At 69.2% G+C, this 18796-nt stretch carries 22 protein-coding genes; 19 read left to right on the top strand and 3 right to left on the bottom strand.

Annotated elements, in window-relative coordinates; translation table 11 throughout:
- The first annotated feature begins 81 nt into the window (after positions 1-81).
- The 6 genes from infA (at position 82) to rplQ (ending at position 3182) form a co-directional block, all read left to right on the top strand.
- A complete protein-coding gene (gene infA / locus GZ64_RS0115045; RefSeq protein WP_017201569.1) occupies positions 82-303 on the top strand; it encodes a translation initiation factor IF-1 in 222 nt (73 codons plus the stop codon).
- Between the two features lie 64 nt (positions 304-367).
- Positions 368-484, top strand: coding sequence for a 50S ribosomal protein L36 (rpmJ, locus tag GZ64_RS0115040; RefSeq protein ID WP_005050492.1), 117 nt, complete (start codon positions 368-370; stop codon positions 482-484).
- 178 nt (positions 485-662) lie between these two features.
- Complete coding sequence (gene rpsM, locus GZ64_RS0115035) at positions 663-1037, top strand: 30S ribosomal protein S13 (protein ID WP_017201568.1); 375 nt, start codon at positions 663-665, stop codon at positions 1035-1037.
- 31 nt (positions 1038-1068) lie between these two features.
- Positions 1069-1467 (top strand): 30S ribosomal protein S11, encoded by a 399-nt coding sequence (gene rpsK / locus GZ64_RS0115030; RefSeq protein WP_017829189.1) that lies wholly within the window; start codon positions 1069-1071, stop codon positions 1465-1467.
- 134 nt (positions 1468-1601) lie between these two features.
- A complete protein-coding gene (locus GZ64_RS0115025) occupies positions 1602-2591 on the top strand; it encodes a DNA-directed RNA polymerase subunit alpha (RefSeq protein ID WP_021201111.1) in 990 nt (329 codons plus the stop codon).
- A gap of 33 nt (positions 2592-2624) precedes the next feature.
- Complete coding sequence (gene rplQ / locus GZ64_RS0115020) at positions 2625-3182, top strand: 50S ribosomal protein L17 (RefSeq protein WP_029267377.1); 558 nt, start codon at positions 2625-2627, stop codon at positions 3180-3182.
- A gap of 71 nt (positions 3183-3253) precedes the next feature.
- Here rplQ and GZ64_RS0115015 read toward each other — a convergent pair whose 3' ends face one another.
- Both GZ64_RS0115015 and GZ64_RS19195 read right to left on the bottom strand, forming a co-directional pair.
- Positions 3254-4828 (bottom strand): AMP-binding protein, encoded by a 1575-nt coding sequence (locus GZ64_RS0115015; protein ID WP_029267376.1) that lies wholly within the window; start codon positions 4826-4828, stop codon positions 3254-3256.
- A gap of 91 nt (positions 4829-4919) precedes the next feature.
- The gene (locus GZ64_RS19195) at positions 4920-6140 is read right to left on the bottom strand and encodes a PAS domain-containing protein (protein WP_036271429.1); all 1221 of its coding nucleotides are present in this window, start codon (positions 6138-6140) and stop codon (positions 4920-4922) included.
- A 163-nt stretch (positions 6141-6303) separates the two neighbouring features.
- Between GZ64_RS19195 and GZ64_RS0115005 the strand changes: the two genes are divergently transcribed.
- From GZ64_RS0115005 to GZ64_RS0114945, 13 genes are all read left to right on the top strand, one after another.
- Positions 6304-7323: a Bug family tripartite tricarboxylate transporter substrate binding protein gene (locus GZ64_RS0115005; protein ID WP_029267375.1), complete on the top strand. Its 1020-nt coding sequence runs from the start codon at positions 6304-6306 to the stop codon at positions 7321-7323.
- Between the two features lies 1 nt (position 7324).
- Positions 7325-7894, top strand: coding sequence for a tripartite tricarboxylate transporter TctB family protein (locus tag GZ64_RS0115000; RefSeq protein ID WP_231479908.1), 570 nt, complete (start codon positions 7325-7327; stop codon positions 7892-7894).
- Positions 7894-9441 carry a tripartite tricarboxylate transporter permease gene (locus tag GZ64_RS0114995; protein WP_029267372.1) on the top strand — a complete coding sequence of 516 codons (1548 nt, stop codon included), beginning with the start codon at positions 7894-7896 and terminating at the stop codon, positions 9439-9441. The genes GZ64_RS0115000 and GZ64_RS0114995 overlap by 1 nt, the downstream gene beginning before the upstream one ends.
- Positions 9442-9490: 49 nt before the next feature.
- Entirely contained in the window at positions 9491-10288 is a 798-nt protein-coding gene (locus tag GZ64_RS0114990; protein WP_017829181.1) for a sulfite exporter TauE/SafE family protein, read from the top strand.
- A 70-nt stretch (positions 10289-10358) separates the two neighbouring features.
- Positions 10359-10655, top strand: coding sequence for a hypothetical protein (locus GZ64_RS19190; protein ID WP_136025474.1), 297 nt, complete (start codon positions 10359-10361; stop codon positions 10653-10655).
- Positions 10645-12207, top strand: a complete 1563-nt coding sequence (locus tag GZ64_RS0114980) for a sensor histidine kinase (protein ID WP_197020535.1) — start codon at positions 10645-10647, stop codon at positions 12205-12207. Before GZ64_RS19190 ends, GZ64_RS0114980 begins: the two co-directional genes overlap by 11 nt.
- A 1-nt stretch (position 12208) precedes the next feature.
- Entirely contained in the window at positions 12209-12868 is a 660-nt protein-coding gene (locus tag GZ64_RS0114975; protein WP_029258937.1) for a response regulator transcription factor, read from the top strand.
- Positions 12865-14472 carry an SLC13 family permease gene (locus tag GZ64_RS0114970; RefSeq protein ID WP_197020534.1) on the top strand — a complete coding sequence of 536 codons (1608 nt, stop codon included), beginning with the start codon at positions 12865-12867 and terminating at the stop codon, positions 14470-14472. Before GZ64_RS0114975 ends, GZ64_RS0114970 begins: the two co-directional genes overlap by 4 nt.
- A 119-nt stretch (positions 14473-14591) precedes the next feature.
- A complete protein-coding gene (locus GZ64_RS0114965) occupies positions 14592-15794 on the top strand; it encodes a glycerate kinase family protein (protein ID WP_029267367.1) in 1203 nt (400 codons plus the stop codon).
- A gap of 57 nt (positions 15795-15851) precedes the next feature.
- Complete coding sequence (locus tag GZ64_RS0114960; protein WP_017829180.1) at positions 15852-16322, top strand: FAS1-like dehydratase domain-containing protein; 471 nt, start codon at positions 15852-15854, stop codon at positions 16320-16322.
- Positions 16322-16720: a MaoC/PaaZ C-terminal domain-containing protein gene (locus GZ64_RS0114955; protein WP_029267365.1), complete on the top strand. Its 399-nt coding sequence runs from the start codon at positions 16322-16324 to the stop codon at positions 16718-16720. Before GZ64_RS0114960 ends, GZ64_RS0114955 begins: the two co-directional genes overlap by 1 nt.
- Before the next feature lie 13 nt (positions 16721-16733).
- Entirely contained in the window at positions 16734-17867 is a 1134-nt protein-coding gene (locus GZ64_RS0114950) for a UDP-N-acetylmuramate dehydrogenase (protein ID WP_029267363.1), read from the top strand.
- Positions 17868-17944: 77 nt separating this feature from the next.
- A complete protein-coding gene (locus tag GZ64_RS0114945; protein ID WP_029267361.1) occupies positions 17945-18346 on the top strand; it encodes a VOC family protein in 402 nt (133 codons plus the stop codon).
- On the opposite strand, the gene GZ64_RS0114940 is transcribed toward GZ64_RS0114945, so the two are convergent.
- Positions 18304-18741: a hypothetical protein gene (locus GZ64_RS0114940; RefSeq protein ID WP_029267359.1), complete on the bottom strand. Its 438-nt coding sequence runs from the start codon at positions 18739-18741 to the stop codon at positions 18304-18306. The genes GZ64_RS0114945 and GZ64_RS0114940 overlap by 43 nt on opposite strands.
- Positions 18742-18796: the final 55 nt, after the last annotated feature.

Genomic DNA, 18796 nt, shown 5'->3' with positions numbered 1-18796 from the left:
ATTCGGCGTGTCCGGCGGTGCAGCACCACAAACCAATCACCCACCGCAGATCGACCGATCTGCAGAAGCGTCAGCGAGGCTATGGCTAAGAAAGACGGTGTCATCGAGATCGAGGGCGTGATCTCCGAGGCTCTGCCCAACGCGATGTTCCGCGTTGAGCTCAGCAACGGACACAAGGTCCTTGCAACGATCTCCGGCAAGATGCGGCAGAACTACATCCGTATCATCCCCGAGGACCGTGTGGTCGTGGAGCTCAGCCCCTACGACCTGACCCGCGGCCGTATCGTCTACCGCTACCGCTGATCGGTCGAGAAGTAACGGCCTGCCCCTGCCCGGGGCGGTACGAAGACAGCGAACAGGAAACATCATGAAGGTCAACCCCAGCGTCAAGCCCATCTGCGATCACTGCAAGGTGATCCGCCGTCACGGCCGCGTCATGGTGATCTGCAAGAGCAACCCGCGTCACAAGCAGCGCCAGGGCTGAGTCCCTGGCGGGACCGCCGGTCTGATCGACGGGCCCGCGCTGCGCGGCATCGCTCACGCACATCTCACAACTGAAAACACAACGGCAGGATCAGAACTCGCGGAAGCGGGGGACACCTCGGGGCGGAGGCCCGGGCACCGATCCTGTTCCACACCTCCACAACACCCAGGAGAACCGCATGGCACGTCTTGCCGGCGTTGACATCCCGCGCGACAAGCGCGTGGTGATCGCCCTTACCTACATCTACGGCGTCGGCCGTACCCGCTCGGTCGAGATCCTCAAGGCGACGGACATCGACGAGAGCATCCGCGTGAAGGACCTCAGCGACGACCAGCTGATCGCCCTCCGCGACCACATCGAAGGCAACTACAAGGTGGAGGGTGACCTGCGCCGCGAGGTTGCAGCAGACATCCGCCGCAAGGTCGAGATCGGCTCCTACGAGGGCATCCGCCACCGTCGTGGTCTCCCGGTCCGTGGTCAGCGCACCAAGACCAACGCCCGTACCCGCAAGGGCCCGAAGCGCACCGTCGCAGGCAAGAAGAAGGCCCGCTAAGCGCGGCCCCAGGGACTAGGAGAACACTTTCATGGCTGCACCCAAGGCCGCCGCGCGCAAGCCGCGCCGCAAGGAAAAGAAGAACATCGCGCTGGGCCAGGCCCACATCAAGTCGACGTTCAACAACACGATCGTCTCGATCACCGACCCGTCCGGCGCCGTCATCGCCTGGGCATCGTCGGGTGGCGTGGGCTTCAAGGGCTCCCGCAAGTCGACCCCGTACGCCGCAGGCATGGCCGCCGAGTCGGCTGCCCGCCAGGCTGCGGAGCACGGCGTCAAGAAGGTCGACGTCCTCGTGAAGGGTCCGGGCTCCGGCCGCGAGACCGCGATCCGCTCGCTGCAGGCCGCCGGCCTCGAGGTGGGTTCGATCCAGGACGTCACCCCGCAGGCGCACAACGGCTGCCGTCCGCCGAAGCGTCGCCGCGTCTGATTCGCGTGTCGAGCCGCTCGGTCCCTTCGTGGTCTGAGCGGCTCGACGCCCGCGTGCGGGCATCGACTTCCACAACTCAAAACCTCACCCCACCACATGTCATATAGCGGGCATGTGATCGAAAGGAACACAGAGTGCTTATTGCACAGCGTCCCACACTGACCGAGGAAAAGATCGTCGAGAACCGTAGCCGGTTCATCATCGAGCCTCTGGAGCCCGGCTTCGGTTACACGATCGGCAACGCGCTGCGTCGCAGCCTGCTGTCGTCGATCCCCGGTGCTGCTGTCACCAGCGTTCGCATCGACGGCGTGCTGCACGAGTTCAGCACCATCCCCGGCGTGAAGGAGGATGTCACCGAGATCATCCTCAACATCAAGCAGCTCGTCGTCTCGTCGGAGCGCGATGAGCCCATCACCGCGTACCTGCGCAAGACCGGTGCGGGCGAAGTCACCGCCGCTGACATCTCGGCTCCGGCCGGTGTCGAGGTGCAGAACCCCGAGCTCGTCATCGCGACGCTGAACGACACCGCGAAGTTCGAGCTCGAGCTCACCATCGAGCGTGGCCGTGGCTACGTCTCGGCGACGCAGAACCGCAACGAGTACGCCGAGGCCGGTCAGATCCCGATCGACTCGATCTACTCGCCGGTCCTCAAGGTCAGCTACCGCGTCGACGCGACCCGTGCCGGGGAGCGCACCGACTTCGACAAGCTCGTCCTCGACGTCGAGACCAAGTCGGCCATCAGCCCCCGCGACGCCGTCGCTTCGGCTGCGAAGACGCTCACCGAGCTGTTCGGTCTCGCCCGCGAGCTGAACGTCGAGGCCGAGGGCATCGAGATCGGCCCGGCGCCGGTGGAGGCAGTGAACTCCAGCGAGCTGTCGATGCCGATCGAGGACCTCGACCTGTCGGTCCGCTCGTACAACTGCCTGAAGCGTGAGGGCATCAACACCGTTTCCGAGCTCGTCGCCCTGTCGGAGACGCAGCTCATGAACATCCGCAATTTCGGCCAGAAGTCGGTCGACGAGGTGCGCGACAAGCTCATCTCGCTCGGTCTGTCGCTCAAGGATTCGGTGCCCGGTTTCGACGGCGCCCACTTCTACGGCGGCAGCGAAGACGAGTCCTTCTGATACCCGACCTTTCTGACCAGGAGTTAGACGATTATGCCCAAGCCCACTAAGGGTCCCCGCCTCGGAGGCGGCCCCGCACACGAGCGCCTGATGCTTGCCAACCTCGCGGCGGCGCTCTACACCCACAAGTCGATCAAGACGACCGAGACCAAGGCCAAGCGCCTTCGTCCGCTCGCCGAGCGTCTGATCACCTTCGCCAAGCGTGGCGACCTGCACGCGCGTCGTCGCGTGCTGTCGGTCATCGGTGACAAGGAAGTCGTGCACGTCCTGTTCTCCGAGATCGCGCCGCTCGTCGCTGACCGTGAGGGCGGCTACACCCGCATCACGAAGGTCGGCAACCGCAAGGGCGACAACGCGCCGATGGCCGTGATCGAGCTCGTCCTCGAGCCCGTCACCCCGAAGGCGAAGTCGACCAAGAAGGCTGCTGCTCCGAAGGCCGAGAAGGCCGAGAAGCCGGCTGAGGTCGTCGAGGAGGCTCCCGCTGAGGAGGCTCCCGCCGACGAGACCGTCGAGTCCGGCGCCGAGTCGCAGGCCGAGGGCGAAGCAGCCGAGGATGCCGCCGAGGACGCTGTCGAGAAGAAGTCCGAGTAAGCACTTCGCTCACGAAGAAGCCCGCCACCCCGAAAGGGATGGCGGGCTTCTTCGTGTACCCGGTGACGTCGTCAGCGGGTACGCAGATCCTTGCGCAGGATCTTCCCCGAGCTCGACTTGGGGATCACATCGATGAACTCCACCTGGCGTACCTCCTCGTGCGGCGCGACATGCGAGGCGACGTGGGCCATGACCGCCTCGGCATCGAGTTCGGCTTCCGGCTGGCGTACGACGAAGGCCTTGGGCACCTCCTGGCCGTCCTCATCGAGTGCGCCGATCACGGCGGCATCCGCGATGGAGGGATGCTCGAGCAGCACGGCTTCCAGCACGGCCGGAGCCACCTGGTAGCCCTTGTACTTGATGAGCTCCTTGAGCCGGTCGACGATACGGTAGATGCCCTCATCGGTGACGGTGGCGACATCACCGGTGTGCAGCCAGCCGTCGGCATCGAGCATCTCTGCCGTGGCGTCCGGGCGGTTGAGGTAGCCGACCATGACCTGCGGTCCCCGCACCCACAGTTCGCCGGGCTCGCTCGCGCCCTCTGCCGGCACTGTGACGTCTTCGCCCGAATCGGGATCGACGAGCCGTGCTTCGGTGTTCGGCACGAGGGGCCCGATGGTCGAGCGGTCGATGTCGGTGCGTGCCTCGGAGATGAGGTTGACCGCGGGGCTGGTCTCGGTCATGCCGTACCCCTGGGTCACGATGCACCCCAAGCGGTTGGCCACCGCCGAGGCCAGGGCGCCGTCGAGAGGAGCGGCGCCGGAGAAGATCACCTTCACGGCGGAGAGGTCGTACTGGTCGACGATCGGATGCTTCGCGAGCGCGACCGCGATCGGGGGAGCGACGAACACCCAGGTGGTGCGGTGCTCGGCGATGATGCGCAGGAACTCGGGGAGGTCGAACTTCGGCATCGTGACGAGCCCGGCCCGTTGACGCAGCGCGAAGTTCAGCAGTACCGTCATGCCGTAGATGTGGAAGAAGGGCAGGACGGCGAGCACCCGGTCACTGGCATCGACGCCGAGGACCGGACGGCACTGCGACACGTTGGCCACCAGGTTGCGGTGCGTGAGCATGACGCCCTTCGGGCGGCCGGTCGTTCCCGAGGAGTAGGGGAGGACGGCGAGATGGGTCGCCGGGTCGAATGTCACGTCCGGTGCGGGGTGCCCTTCGCCGAGGAGCGCGGGGAGGGACGGGTGGCCCTCGGCGCCGTCGAGAACGATCACGTGGTCGGCGTCGAACCCGAGCTTGTCCGCGGCGGCCTGTGCGCCGGGAAGCAGAGGGGAGACCGTCACGAGCCAGGTCGCTCCGGCGTCGGTGAGCTGGTTCGCGATCTCGTCGGCGGTGTAGAGGGAGTTGATGGTGGTGGCCGTCGCCCCCGCGCGGAGGATGCCGTGGAAAACGGTGGCGAAGGCCGGGATGTTCGGACAGAGGACGCCGACAGTGGTGCCCACCCCGACTCCGCGTGCCGCGAGGGCGCCGGCGAAAAGGTCGATCTGTCCGACGAGCTGCCGGTAGGTGGTGGTCGCCCCGCTCATCCCGTCGACGAGGGCGATGGTGTCGAGTTCGGCTTCGGAGAGATCGCCGAACAGGAACTCGTGGATGGAGACCTCGGGGATCTCCACATCGGGATAGGTACTGCGAACCATGAGATCTCCTTCGATCCGGGCAGGCTGACGACGACGTCGAATGCGATCCAGTGTCGCACACAATGGCACTGCGTCCCAGGGGTGACGGGCCTCAGACGGCGTCGTTCGACCGGTAGCGGGTACTCGGGCGGCCCTTGGTCGAGTAGTCGAGTGTGCGGGTCGCTCGGCCGGAGCCGGCGAGATGCTCGAGGTAGCGGCGGGCGCTGACGCGGGAGATCTCGAGGTCGTCGCCGATCTCGGTCGCCGAAGCGTCGGGGCGCGCAGCGAGAGCTGCGCAGACACGATCGAGCGTCTCGGCGCTCAGTCCCTTGGGGAGCCCGAGTCGCTGTCGGAACGCGATGATCGCATCCGCGGCCTCGACCCGTCGCACCACGTCATGCAACTCGGTGTGATCGCGCAACAGCAGCGTCGCTCCGATGCCTTCGCCGTCTGCCTCGCTTCCGGTGCTGCGGGCGACGAGCACGTGCGCCCCGACGATCACCGGCCGGCCGGCGGACTCGCCCTGCCGGAGCACCGTGGCGAGCTCTGTGCCCAGGACCTCGGCGGCGGGTTCGCCGTCGAGATCGGCGGCATCCCTGTCGAGGAATCGGGCGGCGGCGTCGTTGACGAGCGTGATCCGCCCGGTGCCGTCGACCGTGATGACCCCTTCGCTCAGACCGTGCAGCGTGGTCTCCTGGTTCTTCACGAGAGCGGCGATCTGGTGGGGTTCGAGACGGTAGATGCGCCGCCGGATGATGGAGGTCACCCACGCCGAGCCGAACACCCCGAGAACAGCAGCCGCCAGCATCGCCGAGATCAGCCAGACGAGATTGGCCGAGAACTCCTCGTTCAGCTCCGACTCGAGAATCCCGACGGATGCGGTGCCGATAACGTCGCCCTCATCGTCGCGGATGGGGACCTTGACCCGCCACGACGTGCCGAGCGTGCCGGTCTGCGTGCCGACGTAGATCTCGCCGGCGAGGGGGATCGACGGGTCGGTGGAGACCTTCTCGCCGATGCGCTCCGGATTCGGGTGCGAGTAGCGGATGCCGTCTTCGTTGGCGACGACGACGTAGGCGAGATCGGAGGCCTCGCGGATGACCTCGGCGATCGGCTGGATGGCTGCGGAGGGCTCGGCATCGTCGAACGCCGCGTGCACCGTCGGGAGCGCGGCGATCGACTGGGCCACGGCCTGCATCCGGTCCTTGTACGCCTCGCGGAGAGCCTGCTCCTGGAACGCGCCGGCCACGATGCCGGTCGCCAGGGTCACCAGGAACACGATCAGCGCCTGCAGCACGAGCAACTGCACGCGGAGCGTCATCTTCGAGGCCACCTGCTCATTCTGGCCCTTCGGCGAGTGCGGTGCGAGCGGGCGGGAGCGCCGCTCGTGACCAATAGTTCCGAAACTCCGACCAATGGTTTCCGAAGCTGGAGCAGGCGCCGCTCCCCCCCCAGGGTGGAGCCACAGCACCACGAACGCTCAAGGAGGAGCGCACATGAAGAACGCACGCATCGCAACCCTGGCCGGGCTGGCCGCGGTCGCAGCCCTCACCCTCACCTCGTGCGCGGGAGGCAGCGCAGCGACCGACGACGGCGGAGGGGAAGCAGAAGCCGCCACCGTCACCGACGTCTCGATCGTGGTCCCGGCGGATCCCGGTGGGGGATGGGATCAGACGGGCCGGGCGCTGTCGCAGGTGCTCACGCAGGACGACCTCGTGGCCTCCGCCCCCGTGACCAACGTGGGCGGTGCCGGTGGCACGGTCGGCCTCGCCCAGCTCGCCAACGAGAAGGACCCGAACACGCTGATGGTGATGGGCCTGGTCATGGTCGGAGCGGTCGAGACCAACGCCTCGGCCGTGCGGATCGAGGACACCACACCGATCGCCCGACTCACCGACGAACCGCTCGTCGTGGTGGTGCCGGCCGACTCGAAGTACGACACGCTCGAAGACCTCGTCGACGACGTCGTCGACAACGGCCAGGCGGTCACGATCACCGGCGGCTCGGCGGGCGGCGCCGACCACATCCTCGCCGGTCTCATGCTCGAGGAAGCAGGACTAGACGGGGCCGAGATCGCCGAGAAGCTGAACTACACGCCGAACTCCGGCGGCGGCGAGGCCGTTCCGCTGCTGATCGGCGGCAAGGTCGCCGCGGGCATCTCGGGCGTCGGCGAGTTCGCGCAGCACATCGAGAGCGGCGCGCTCAAGGCTCTGGCTGTCTCGAGCGAGGAGCCGGTGTCGCAGCTCCCGGATGTCCCGACCATCACCGAGGAGGGGTACGACGTGGTCCTGACCAACTGGCGCGGCGTGATCGCCCCCGGCGGCATCTCCGACGGCGAGAAGGACGAGCTGGTGCGCGTGATCACCGAACTGCACGAATCCGGGGCGTGGACGGAGCAGCTGGAGACCAAGGGGTGGACCGACGCGTTCCTGGTCGGCGCGGAGTTCGATGACTTCCTCACCGGGAACATCGAAGAGGTCACGGCGACGCTGAAGAACATCGGTCTGGTGCAGTGACATGACGGTCCCCGCCTCATCGGGGACCGAGGAGCAGGGGGTGCGGGTCGACCACGATGGTCGACCCGCACGCCGCTCTCCCTCCGTCCCCCTCGGCGAGCTCGTGTTCGCCGGAATCATGGTCGCGCTCGGCGTCTTCGCCGTCGTCGGCATCTTCCTGATCCACGTCCCCGTCGGGATGAAGGCCGGTCCGACGGTCTTCCCGGTCTTCGTCTCGGTCATCCTGCTCGCCTCGGCAGTCGCCGTTCTCATCGGCGTGCTGCGCGGGGAGCGCGGCGGTGCAGAGGAGGCGGAGGACATCGATGAGAGCCTGCCGACCGACTGGGTCACCCTCGCCAAGCTGGCCGGTCTCGTCGTCGCGCACCTGCTCCTGATCGAGCCGCTGGGGTGGGCGCCGGCGGCCGCTCTGCTGTTCGGCGGGGTCGCGTGGTCGCTCGCCGCCAAGCGGTGGTGGATGGCGTTCCTGATCGGCATCGTGGTCGCGCTCGTGATCCAGGTCGTCTTCGGCGGTCTCCTCGGCCTGTCGCTGCCCTGGGGCCCTGCTCTCGGCTGGCTCGGAAGGATGTTCTGATGGACAGTTGGACCCTGCTCCTGGAGGGCTTCGCGACCGCGCTGCAGCCGCAGTACCTCGCCTTCGCCTTCCTCGGCGTCTTCGTCGGCACCGCGGTCGGGGTGCTCCCGGGCATCGGCCCCGCGATGACGGTGGCGCTGCTGCTTCCCCTCACCTACACGCTCGACCCCGCAGCGGCGCTGATCACGTTCGCGGGCATCTACTACGGCGGCATGTACGGCGGCTCGACGACGAGCATCCTCCTGAACACACCGGGGGAGTCGGCCTCGATAGTCACGGCGATCGAGGGCAACAAGATGGCCAGGATGGGGCGGGGCGCTGCCGCGCTCGCCACCGCCGCCATCGGGTCCTTCATCGCCGGCACCCTGGCGACGCTGGGCCTCACGCTGCTCGCACCGCTGCTCGCGCAGTTCGCCGTGAACCTCGGGCCCGCCGACTACGTGGCCCTCATCGTCATCGCGTTCATCACGGTCGGCGCGCTGATCGGCAGCTCGATCTCGCGCGGCATGCTCTCGCTCGGCGTCGGCCTCTTCCTCGGGCTGGTCGGCACCGATTGGCTCTCCGGCCAGCAGCGCTACACGCTGGGGCTCCCGGCGCTGTCCGACGGCGTCGACATCGTGCTGGTCGCCGTCGGCCTGTTCGCGGTCGGGGAGACGTTCTACATCGCCGCCCGGTTGCGGCATGGCGGGGTCGACGTGATCCCCGTGACTCGCGGGTGGCGCTCGTGGATGACGAGGTCCGACTGGCGGAGGTCCTGGAAGCCGTGGTTGCGCGGCACGGCGATCGGCTTCCCGATCGGCACGATCCCCGCCGGCGGCGCGGACGTCGCCACGTTCCTGTCGTATGCGACCGAGCGCAAGCTGTCGAAGCACCGCGACGAGTTCGGCCGCGGTGCGATCGAGGGCGTCGCCGGTCCGGAGTCGGCGAACAACGCCGCGGCCGCCGGAGTGCTGGTGCCCCTGCTCACGCTGGGCCTGCCGACGACGGCGACTGCGGCGATCATCCTCACGGCGTTCCAGTCGTACGGCATCCAACCGGGACCGCTGCTGTTCGAGAGCCAGTCGAACCTGGTGTGGGCGCTCATCGCGAGCCTCTACATCGGCAACGTGATCCTGATCGTGCTCAACCTGCCGCTCGTGGGCATGTGGGTGAAGCTGCTGCAGATCCCGCGGCCGTATCTGTACGCGGGCATCCTCCTGTTCGCGGTGTTCGGGGCATACGCACTGCACAGTTCGCCGTCGGACATCGTGATCCTGCTGATCGTCGGCATCCTCGGCTACTTCATGCGCAGGTACGGCTATCCGGTCGCGCCGCTCGTGGTCGGCATGATCCTGGGGCCGATGGCCGAGGAGCAGCTGCGCAAGGCGCTGCAGCTGAGCCAGGGGGATCTGAGCACGCTCGTCATGCAGCCGTTCGCGGCGATCGCCTACGGGGTGCTCGCCCTGCTGATCGTCGGCGGACTCTGGTTGCGGCGTCGCCAGCGCCGGTACGAGCAGGCGCTGACCGCGTCGATCGCGGTGCCGATCAAGGCGGACTCCGAGGTCTGATCCGCGACGCGGGTTCGAGAGGGGAGGAGGCCGCGAGTAGGCTGATCCGGTGAGTGACGTACAGGCCCCCGCACGAGGGCCTCGCGCCTACGCGGCGTTCATCGGCATCGGCCTTCTCGCCGGCCTCCTCTCCGGACTCTTCGGCGTGGGCGGTGGCACGGTCATCGTTCCGCTTCTCGTGCTCCTGCTGCACTTCGATCAGCGCCTCGCGGCAGGGACATCCCTCGCGGCGATCGTGCCGACGGCGAGCGTCGGCGTCATCTCCTACGCCACGACCGGGTCTGTCGCCTGGATCCCCGCGATCATCCTCGCCGCGGGCGCCGTGGTGGGGGCGCAGATCGGCACGCGGCTGCTGCCGCGCATCTCGCAGACCGCCCTGCGCTGGGGCTTCGTCGGCTTCCTGCTGGTCGTGATCGTCAGCCTCTTCCTGGTCATCCCCTCGCGCGATGCCGCGTTCGAACTGTCCTGGCTGACAGGTATCGCCCTCGTCGGCGTGGGCATCGGCACCGGCATCCTCGCCGGGCTCATCGGCGTCGGCGGCGGTGTGATCGTCGTGCCCGTGCTGATGCTGGCGTTCGGCACCAGCGACCTGGTCGCCAAGGGCACGTCGCTGCTCATGATGATCCCGACGGCGATCTCGGGCACCGTGGGAAACCTCCGCAACCGCAACGTCGATCTGCTCGCCGCGCTGCTCATCGGCGTCTCCGCCTGCACGACGACGGCGCTCGGGGCATGGTTGGCGACGATCGTCGATCCGACTCTCGGCAACATGCTGTTCGCGGCATATCTGGTCGTGATCGCGGTGCAGATGGCGATCAAGGCGGTCAGAGGGCGCAAGCGGGCCTGAGCGTGTCCGGATGAAGGGATCTTCATCCACGGCTCATCTGCCCATCATGATCGACGGGCATCATGGGGTCATGCCCACTCCACGTCGCCTTCTCGTCACCGGCGCCCTGATCGCGATCCCGGTCGCCTTCGCGGTCGGAAGCGTCGTGCTGGCGCAGATGCCGCCCTCGCCGCGGATCCCTACCGAACCCGTGTCGGTGCAGCTCGCGCCGCCGGTGCCGAGCGAGGTGCCTGCGCCCGTGCCTGCGCCGGCACCTGCGCCTGCGCCGGGACCTGCGCCGGCCCCTGCCCCGGCACCGGTACCTGCGCCTGCGCCCGCCCCACCCGCTGGCGACGACGACGATGACGGTGGCGGCGATGATGACTGACGCCCCCACCCTGCCCCTGGATCTCGACGAGAGCGCCACGCCGCACGCGCCGACGCGTGCGGCGGCGCAGGGCCTCGCGGCCACCGGTGCGCCGCTGCGCACCTTGCGCCGCCGCACTCTGCCCGCCCGCTGGCGTATCACGCTGTGGATCATCCTCAGCACCGCCATCACGCTCCTCGCCGTCGGCATGGTCGGCCGCAGCATCTTCCTCGCCGGTGTGGAGCAGTCGGCCAACGCCGAGATCGAGCAGGAGGCCTCTGAGTTCTCCCGATTCGCGGAGGATGCCGCGGCCAGTGGTCACACCACGGCCGAGGAGCTGGTCAGCGAGTACGTCGCCCGCCAGTCCGTGCACGAGAACGAGGTCGTGATCGCCACCGTCGAGGGGGCAGTGATCGCGGTCGCGAACGGCCGGGTGCAAGCGACGGATGCCTCCGCGCTCGCTGCAGTGCCGGGCGGCGAGGCGCTCGTGAACCGACTGCTCGATGAGACGTCGGCGTCCGGCGCGATGGATGCGCCCGACGTGGGCCCCCTGCGCTGGGGTCGGTTGGAGTTCACCACCGGTGATCGCGGTGGCGCGGTGCTGATCGTGCAGTACACGCAGGAGGCGCGCTCGCAGGTCGATGCGGGATTCGCCACGATCGCGTGGGTGGCGCTGATCGGGATCCTGCTCAGCTCCGGCGTCGCCTGGCTCGTCGCCGGGCAGATCCTGGCTCCCGTGCGAGAGGTGTACCGGGTCGCCCGCGACATCGGAGAGCACGACCTCTCGGCGCGCGTGCCGGTCGAGGGCACCGACGACATCGCGGCCGTGGCCACGACCTTCAACCAGATGCTCGACCGCCTCGAGGCCGTGCACGCGACGCAGCAGCGGTTCGTCGACGATGCGGGACACGAGCTGCGCACGCCGATCACCATCGTCCGCGGCCAGTTGGAACTGCTGAGCGAAGACCCGGAGGAGCGTGCGGCGACCCTGCGTCTCGTCAGCGACGAGCTCGACCGGATGAGCCGCATCGTCACCGACCTGCTCGTGCTCGCGAGGGCCGAGCAGCCCGACTTCGTGCGGGTCGCGAGCTGCGACACCGCCGCCCTCACCCTCGACATCGAGGCCAAGGCGCAGAACCTCGGAGATCGTCGCTGGCAGCTCATGGAGGTGGCCGAGGGGACGGCGGCGCTCGATCCCCAGCGGGTGACCCAGGCCGTGCTGCAGCTCGCGGCGAACGCGGTGCAGGTGACCGAGACAGGTGACCGCATCCTCATCGGTTCGCGCTTCGACGGCGAGGGGAGCGAGCGGCGGCTGCGGCTGTGGGTGCGCGACTCCGGTCCCGGGGTCGCCGTGGCCGACGCCGAGCGCATCTTCGAGCGCTTCGCCCGCGGCGACAGCTCCGGTGCGCGACGAGGGTCGGGGCTCGGGCTCGCGATCGTGCGGGCGATCACCGATGGACACGGCGGTTCAGCCTGGGTCGACAGCGTGTTCGGAGAAGGTGCCACGTTCGGCATCGACCTTCCGGCACCCACCACCACGCGGTTCGACACCGCGGCAGAGAGGAGCGAGTGAGATGCGCAGCATCCTCATCGCGGAAGACGACCCGCACATCACCTCGTTCGTCCGCCGGGGCCTGCGCGCGGCCGGCTACGAGACCGCCGAGGCGGCCGACGGCCACACCGCGCTGCTGATGGCACGCAGCGGCATGTTCGATCTGGTGCTGCTCGACATCGGGCTCGGCGGCATGGACGGTTTCGACGTGCTCGCCAACCTGCGCGGCGAGGGCGTCGCGACACCGGTCATCATCCTCACCGCCCGTGACTCGGTCATCGACACGGTGCGGGGCTTGGAGAGCGGGGCGAACGACTACGTCACCAAGCCGTTCCAGTTCGCCGAGCTCATCGCCAGGGTGCGGCTGCGGATCGGCGACGGCGAGGGACGCGCGGCCGGCCCCGTGCTCACCCACGGCGATGTGCGGGTGGATGTGCGCGCCCGCACGGTCACGGTCGACGGCGACATGCGCGAGCTCACCTCGCGGGAGTTCGCCCTGCTCGAGGTGTTCCTGCAGAACGCCGGCCAGGTGCTGTCGCGCGACCAGCTGATCGGGCACGTGTGGGGGATGGACTTCGATCCGGCCTCCAACGTGGTCGACGTGTACGTGCGGGCGCTGCGCGGCAAGATCGGTGTCGATCGCATCGAGACGGTGCGCGGGGCGGGATACCGATTCCGATGAGTGATCCCACCCATACCCATACCGAGAACGCGCGCCGGGTGGCCGAGCCGTCGGCGGTCGAGCGCACGCGATTCTCGACGATGCCGCCGCAGCGCCCGACTCCGTTCCCCGGTCGCAACTCGGCCGGACGTGGCTTCGCGGTGCGCCGGCTCGGGCGTGGGCGCATCCTCAGCCTCCTCGCCCTCGGACTCGTGCTGATCGCGGGGCTCGCCATGGCGCTGTCGTCGCTGTCTCAGGGCGCCGGCCCCGGCCGGGTGACCATGCCGATCGCCGTAACCCTCACCGTGTTCCTGCTCGCGGTGTGGGCGTGGACATCCACCGGCCTCGATGACACGCTCGTCGCCTTCCTCGCTGCGATCGCCCTGATCGTCACCGGCGTGCTGCCGGCGAGCGACTTCTTCGCCTCCCTCGGCGACGAGACGATCTGGCTGCTCATCGGCGCGTTCGTGATCGCCTCCGCAGTGTCGTCCTCCGGCCTCGCTCTGCGCGGTGCCTCGCATCTATTGCGGTTCGCACGCGGGCCGCGGAGCCTGTTCCATCTGACGACCGTCGCCCTCACGCTCACCGCCTTCGCCGTGCCCGCCACCTCCGGGCGCGCCGCGCTCGCCGTCCCCGTGCACACGGCGGTCGCGGCCGCGCTTCCCGGACGCGAGCGGGTGATCCGCGCCCTCGCCCTGCTGATGCCGACCGTGGTCCTGCTCTCGGCCGTCGGCTCGCTGCTCGGCGCGGGGGCGCACATCGTGACGGATCAGCTGCTGCGGGCCGCGGGCGAGCAGGGCTTCACGTTCCTGAGCTGGCTCTGGCTCGGGCTGCCCCTCGCCGTGGTCTCGTCGCACCTGGCCTGCGAGCTCATCCTCTGGCGCTTCACCCGTCGCGACGACCGCAGCACGCCGCTGCGGATGAGCGCGACGGATATCGGTCGCTCCGCATCGACCGCCGTGACCGGACCTCTCAGCACCATGGAGCGACGCGCTGGCGTGCTGCTGGGCGGCGTGATCCTCCTCTGGGCCACGGAACCGCTGCACCATCTGTCGCCGGCACTGGTCGCCCTCATCGGAGCCGTCGCCGCCGTGACGCCCGGGATCGGCTGCCTGACCTTCCCCGCCGCGATCAAGCGCGTGCCGTGGTCGCTGCTGCTGTTTCTCGCCGCGACTCTCGCGCTGGCATCCGCGCTCACCAGCACGGGCGCCGCCGCCTGGTTGAGTTCGTCGGCGCTCGCCCCGCTCCGGGGGCTCGGCGCCGCGGGAGCCGTCGCGTTCGTGCTCGTGGTCATCGCGATCTCGACCGCCGCGCACCTGCTGATCCCGTCGCGGTCGGCCCGCTCCGCCGCGATCGTCCCGGTCGTGATCGCGCTCGCTCCCGCACTCGGCGTCTCCCCGATGGCGGCGGCGTTCGCCTCGACCGCCGCGGCCGGGTTCTGCCACACGCTCCCCAGTTCGGCGAAGCCGGTCGCCATGTTCGCCGACCCCGACATCGTGAGCGGGGGCTTCACCCCGCTGGACCTGCGCCGGCTCTCGGTGCTGCTGGCACCGGCGATGTTCGTGCTCGTGGCCGTCTTCGCCCTGTGGGTGTGGCCTCTGATGGGGCTGCCGCTGCTGCTCTGATCCGCGGCCCCGGCCCATCCCACACCCGCTTCACTCCGCGTGCGCCGCCGGTGCACCGGTGCTCGTCGTGCCCGCACACCGGGCGCTCGTCGCCCGTCTCGGGCGCAGAAGGAGGAATCATGTCGATCCACACCCCGCAGCGCATCCTGGTCGCACCCAGTGGCTTCAAGGAGAGCCTGAGCGCCGAGGCCGTGGCCCAGGCCATCGCCGCCGGCGTTCGTCGGGTCATCCCCGGCGTGCAGGTGGACGAGTACCCGGTGCCGGACGGAGGAGAGGGCACGGCCGCCGCGCTCGCCGCGGCGACCGGAGGAGAGCTCATCCCGGCACGGGTGACGGGCCCCGTCGGCGAACCGGTGGACGCGCACTGGGCGCGGCTCGGTGGGCACGCCATCGGGACCGCCGTGGTCGAGATGGCGTCGGCGGCAGGTCTGCGGCTCGTGCCGCGCGATCGCCGGGACCCGGGGGAGACGACGACGCGCGGCGTGGGCGAGCTGATCGCCTCTGCACTGGACGCCGGTGCGGAGCGGATCGTGGTCGGCTGCGGCGACTCCGGCACGAGCGACGGCGGTGCCGGGGCGCTCGAAGCGCTCGGCGTGCGCATCCTCGACCGAGACGGTGTGCCGATCACCGCGGGCGGGCGGCATCTCCGCGATGCGGTGCGCCTCGATCTCGCGGGTCTTCATCCCCGCATCGGCGAGGTCGAGATCGTGCTCGCCTGCAACATCCACAACGTCCTGTGCGGACCGCGCGGCGTGGCCAGGGTGTTCGGTCCGCAGAAGGGAGCGACGTCCGAGCAGGTCGAGGAGCTCGCGGACGCCCTCGACGTCTGGGCCGGTCTGCTCGAGGAGCAGAGTCCGTTCGGAGCGGCGATGGATGTGCGCACCGGCGGCGGCACCGGCGCCTCTGGCGGGCTCGGAGCGGGTCTCGCCGCCGTGCTCGGTGCGCGTCTCGCCCCGCGTTTCGAGGTGCTCCTCGACAGCGGGCTGCTGCCCGAGCCCCTCGATGAGCTGATGGCGGTGGCCGATCTCGTCATCACCGCCGAAGGGGCGATCGACTTCCAGACGCCTCGGGGCAAGGTGCCGGCCGAGATCGCGATGCGCGCCAGAGTCGCCGGCGTGCCGGTGCTCGGCATCGCCGGATCGCTGGGTGTCGGCGCGCCGACCGTGCATGACATCGGCATCGACGCGATCGCCTCGATCATCACCGTGCCGATGCCCCTCGAACATGCGGTGGAACACGGCGAGGCACTGCTGCGCGACGCCGCGGAGCGCAGCATGAGGATGGTGCTGCTCGGATCGGCGATGTCCGCACGTGCGGCCTGAACTCCCGGGAGCCGACCCGCGGCCTGGTTCGCCGCCACCCCTCGGTAGGATCGAGGGGTGGCAGTGAACCAAGATCTGGTCGGCCGGGAGTTCCCGCCGACGGCCCCGTACCTCGTCGGCCGCGAGAAGGTGCGCGAGTTCGCTCGTGCCGTCTTCGCCGACGCCCCGCAGCACACCGACCTGAAGGCGGCCCGCGCGGCGGGCTTCTCCGACGTCGTGGCGCCGCCGACCTTCGCGATGGTCATCCAGGACCTCACGCTCCAGCAGCTCCTGGGGCAGGAGGATTCCGGCATCGTGCTCGCGCGCACCATCCACGCCGAGCAGCGCTTCACCTACACGCGCCCCATCGTCGCGGGCGACGAGCTCACCGCGCAGCTGCGCGTCACCGGCATCCGGATGATGGGCGGCAACGCGATGATCACCAGCGAGGCCGAGATCACCGACCCCGCGGGTGCCCACGTCGTCACCGCCACCAGCGTGCTGCTGGTCGGTGCCGAGCCGAGCGCGGATGAAGGAGAGGCCGCCTGATGGGCTACACCGTCGGAGACGTGCTCGCCGAGCGCACCGTGCACCTCACCCGCGAATCGCTGGTGCGTTACGCGGGAGCGTCCGGTGACTTCAACCCGATCCACTACCGCGATGATGTCGCCGCGTCCGTCGGGCTTCCCGGCGTGCTCGCGCACGGCATGCTCACGATGGGCATCGCCTCGTCGGTGGTCGTCGCGGCGCTCGACCCGGCCACCCGCATCCTCGACTACGGCGTGCGCTTCACCAAGCCGGTCGTGGTCGACCCCGACGAGGGCGCTGACGTCACCGTCGTCGCCACCGTGGGTGCCGTCGACGACGAGGCCGCGCGCATCGACCTCAAGGTCACGTTCGGCGAGACCACCGTGCTCGTCAAGGCGCAGCTGCGCATCGCTGTCTGATGAGGGCGAGCTGATGCGGGAGATCGAGCCGGTCCGTCTGGCGGAGCTGACCACGCTGCGCACAGGAGCAGCACCGGAGCGGATGTTCGAGGCGACGACGACGGCGGGTCTCGTCGATGCTCTGCGTGAGGCGTGGGCGCGCGGCGACGAGTGGTTCGTCCTCGGTGGCGGCTCCAACCTCTTCGTGGGCGACGAGCCGTTCGAGGGCACGGTCATCCGCGTGCGCACCGAGGGCATCGACGAGCTGCCGTCCCCGCACGCCGGCCGCATCCGTCTGCGCGCGCAGGCCGGCCACGGGTGGGACGACCTCGTCGCGTATGCCGTCGCCCACGGGTATGCGGGCCTCGAGGCCATGAGCGGGATCCCCGGCACGGTCGGCGCCGCCCCCGTGCAGAACATCGGGGCGTACGGGCAGGAGATCCAGGAGACGCTTGTCGAGGTCGAGCTGATCGACGAGTCGACCGGCGAGATCTCGACGGTTCCCGCTGCCGAGCTCGGGCTGGGTTTCCGCACCTCGGTGCTCAAGCATCACCATGGCAGTGTGCCGCTGCGCCGTGCCGTGATCCTCTCCGTGACCGTCGACCTGCTGATCGCGGGCGAGCGTGTGGTGCGCGGTGAGCAGCTGCGTCGGGCACTGGGTCTGACCGATGAGACACCGGTTCCGCTCGGCTGGGTGCGCGAGCGCATTCTCTCGACTCGCGCGTCGAAGGGCATGCTGCTCGACGCGGATGACCCCGACACCCACGGCGTCGGCTCCTTCTTCCAGAACGCGATCGTGACGGCGGCGGTCGCCGGCTCGTTGCCCCCGGAGTGCCCGCGCTGGCCGGTCGCCCCCGATCTGGACGCCGTGACCGTGATCCCGTTGGCGTCTTATGACGGACAGGTGCCGCTGTCGAAGCCCGCGGCGGTCTCCGACGTGAAGGTGAGCGCGGCCTGGCTCATCGAGCAGGCGGGCATCCGCAAGGGGTTCAAGCTTCCGCGCTCCCGCGCATCCGTGTCGACGAAGCATGCGCTCGCGCTGACCAACCGCGGTGGCGCGACCGCGGGCGAGGTCGCCGAGCTCGCCCGGTTCATCCAAAGCAGGGTGCACGCCGAGTTCGGTCTCGTGCTGCAGCCGGAGCCGGTTCTCGTCGGCGTCGAGCTTTAAGGGGTCGAACTCCAAGGCCTCGAACTCCAAGGCGTCGAACCGCAGGACACGTCGGCTGTCGCGGCTACACTCGCGGCATGAGCGGATTGATCCCGTACCTGCTGTTCCCCGGCAACGCCGCGGAGGCGCTGCGTCATTATCGATCGGTGTTCGGCGGTGAGCTCCAGCTGCTCGACTACGCCACCGCGGGGAGGCACGACGGCCCCGGCGATGCGATCGCGCACGGGCAGCTGAGCGGACTGGTCGAGATCGCCGGAGCGGATGCCGGAGCCGATGACGATGCCGTGCAGATGGGCGGCATGTTCCTCTCGTTGCTCGGCACGGCCGACGCCCTCACTCTGACCGGCTGGTACGACGAGCTCGCCGCCGGCGGCCGCGTGATCGACGCACTGCAGAAGCGACCCTGGGGTGACTTCGACGGCACGCTCGTCGACCGTTACGGCGTGCGCTGGCTGATCGGCTTCCGTCCCGAGGACTGAGGTGTCCCGCTGCCGAAGTAGGAACGAGACGACGGCAGGAGGATCAACACGACCGCCGCCGTGGTGACGGCGAGGGCCGCGATGGCGACCCAGAACTCCCAGATCGGGGCTGCTACCGCCGGAACATAGAGCGCGAGCGGGAGCGGGAACAGCAGGGTCGCGTATCGGGCCCACGACTTTCGTCTGATCACGAGCACCGTGATGGTCGCGTAGACGACCACCGGTACGAAGGCGAGCACACTGAGCCACTGACGCGACTCTCCTCCCCAGTACCAGAGGAAGGGAGCGACCGCGAGGGAGAGGAAGAAGACCAGCACGGTCACCGTGATCAGGATGGGGAACGCCACCCGCAGAGTCACCGGCATCCGCTCATACTCCTGCTCGCCGTTCGTCATGCTTCCAGTATCGCTGACCCCCGCCTGAGGGCAGGAGACGTCGTGACGAAGGCCC

It is taken from the genome of Microbacterium sp. Cr-K32, from assembly GCF_000708345.1.
GTDB lineage: Bacteria > Actinomycetota > Actinomycetes > Actinomycetales > Microbacteriaceae > Microbacterium > Microbacterium maritypicum_A.
This window is presented reverse-complemented; position numbering and strand designations above follow the sequence as displayed.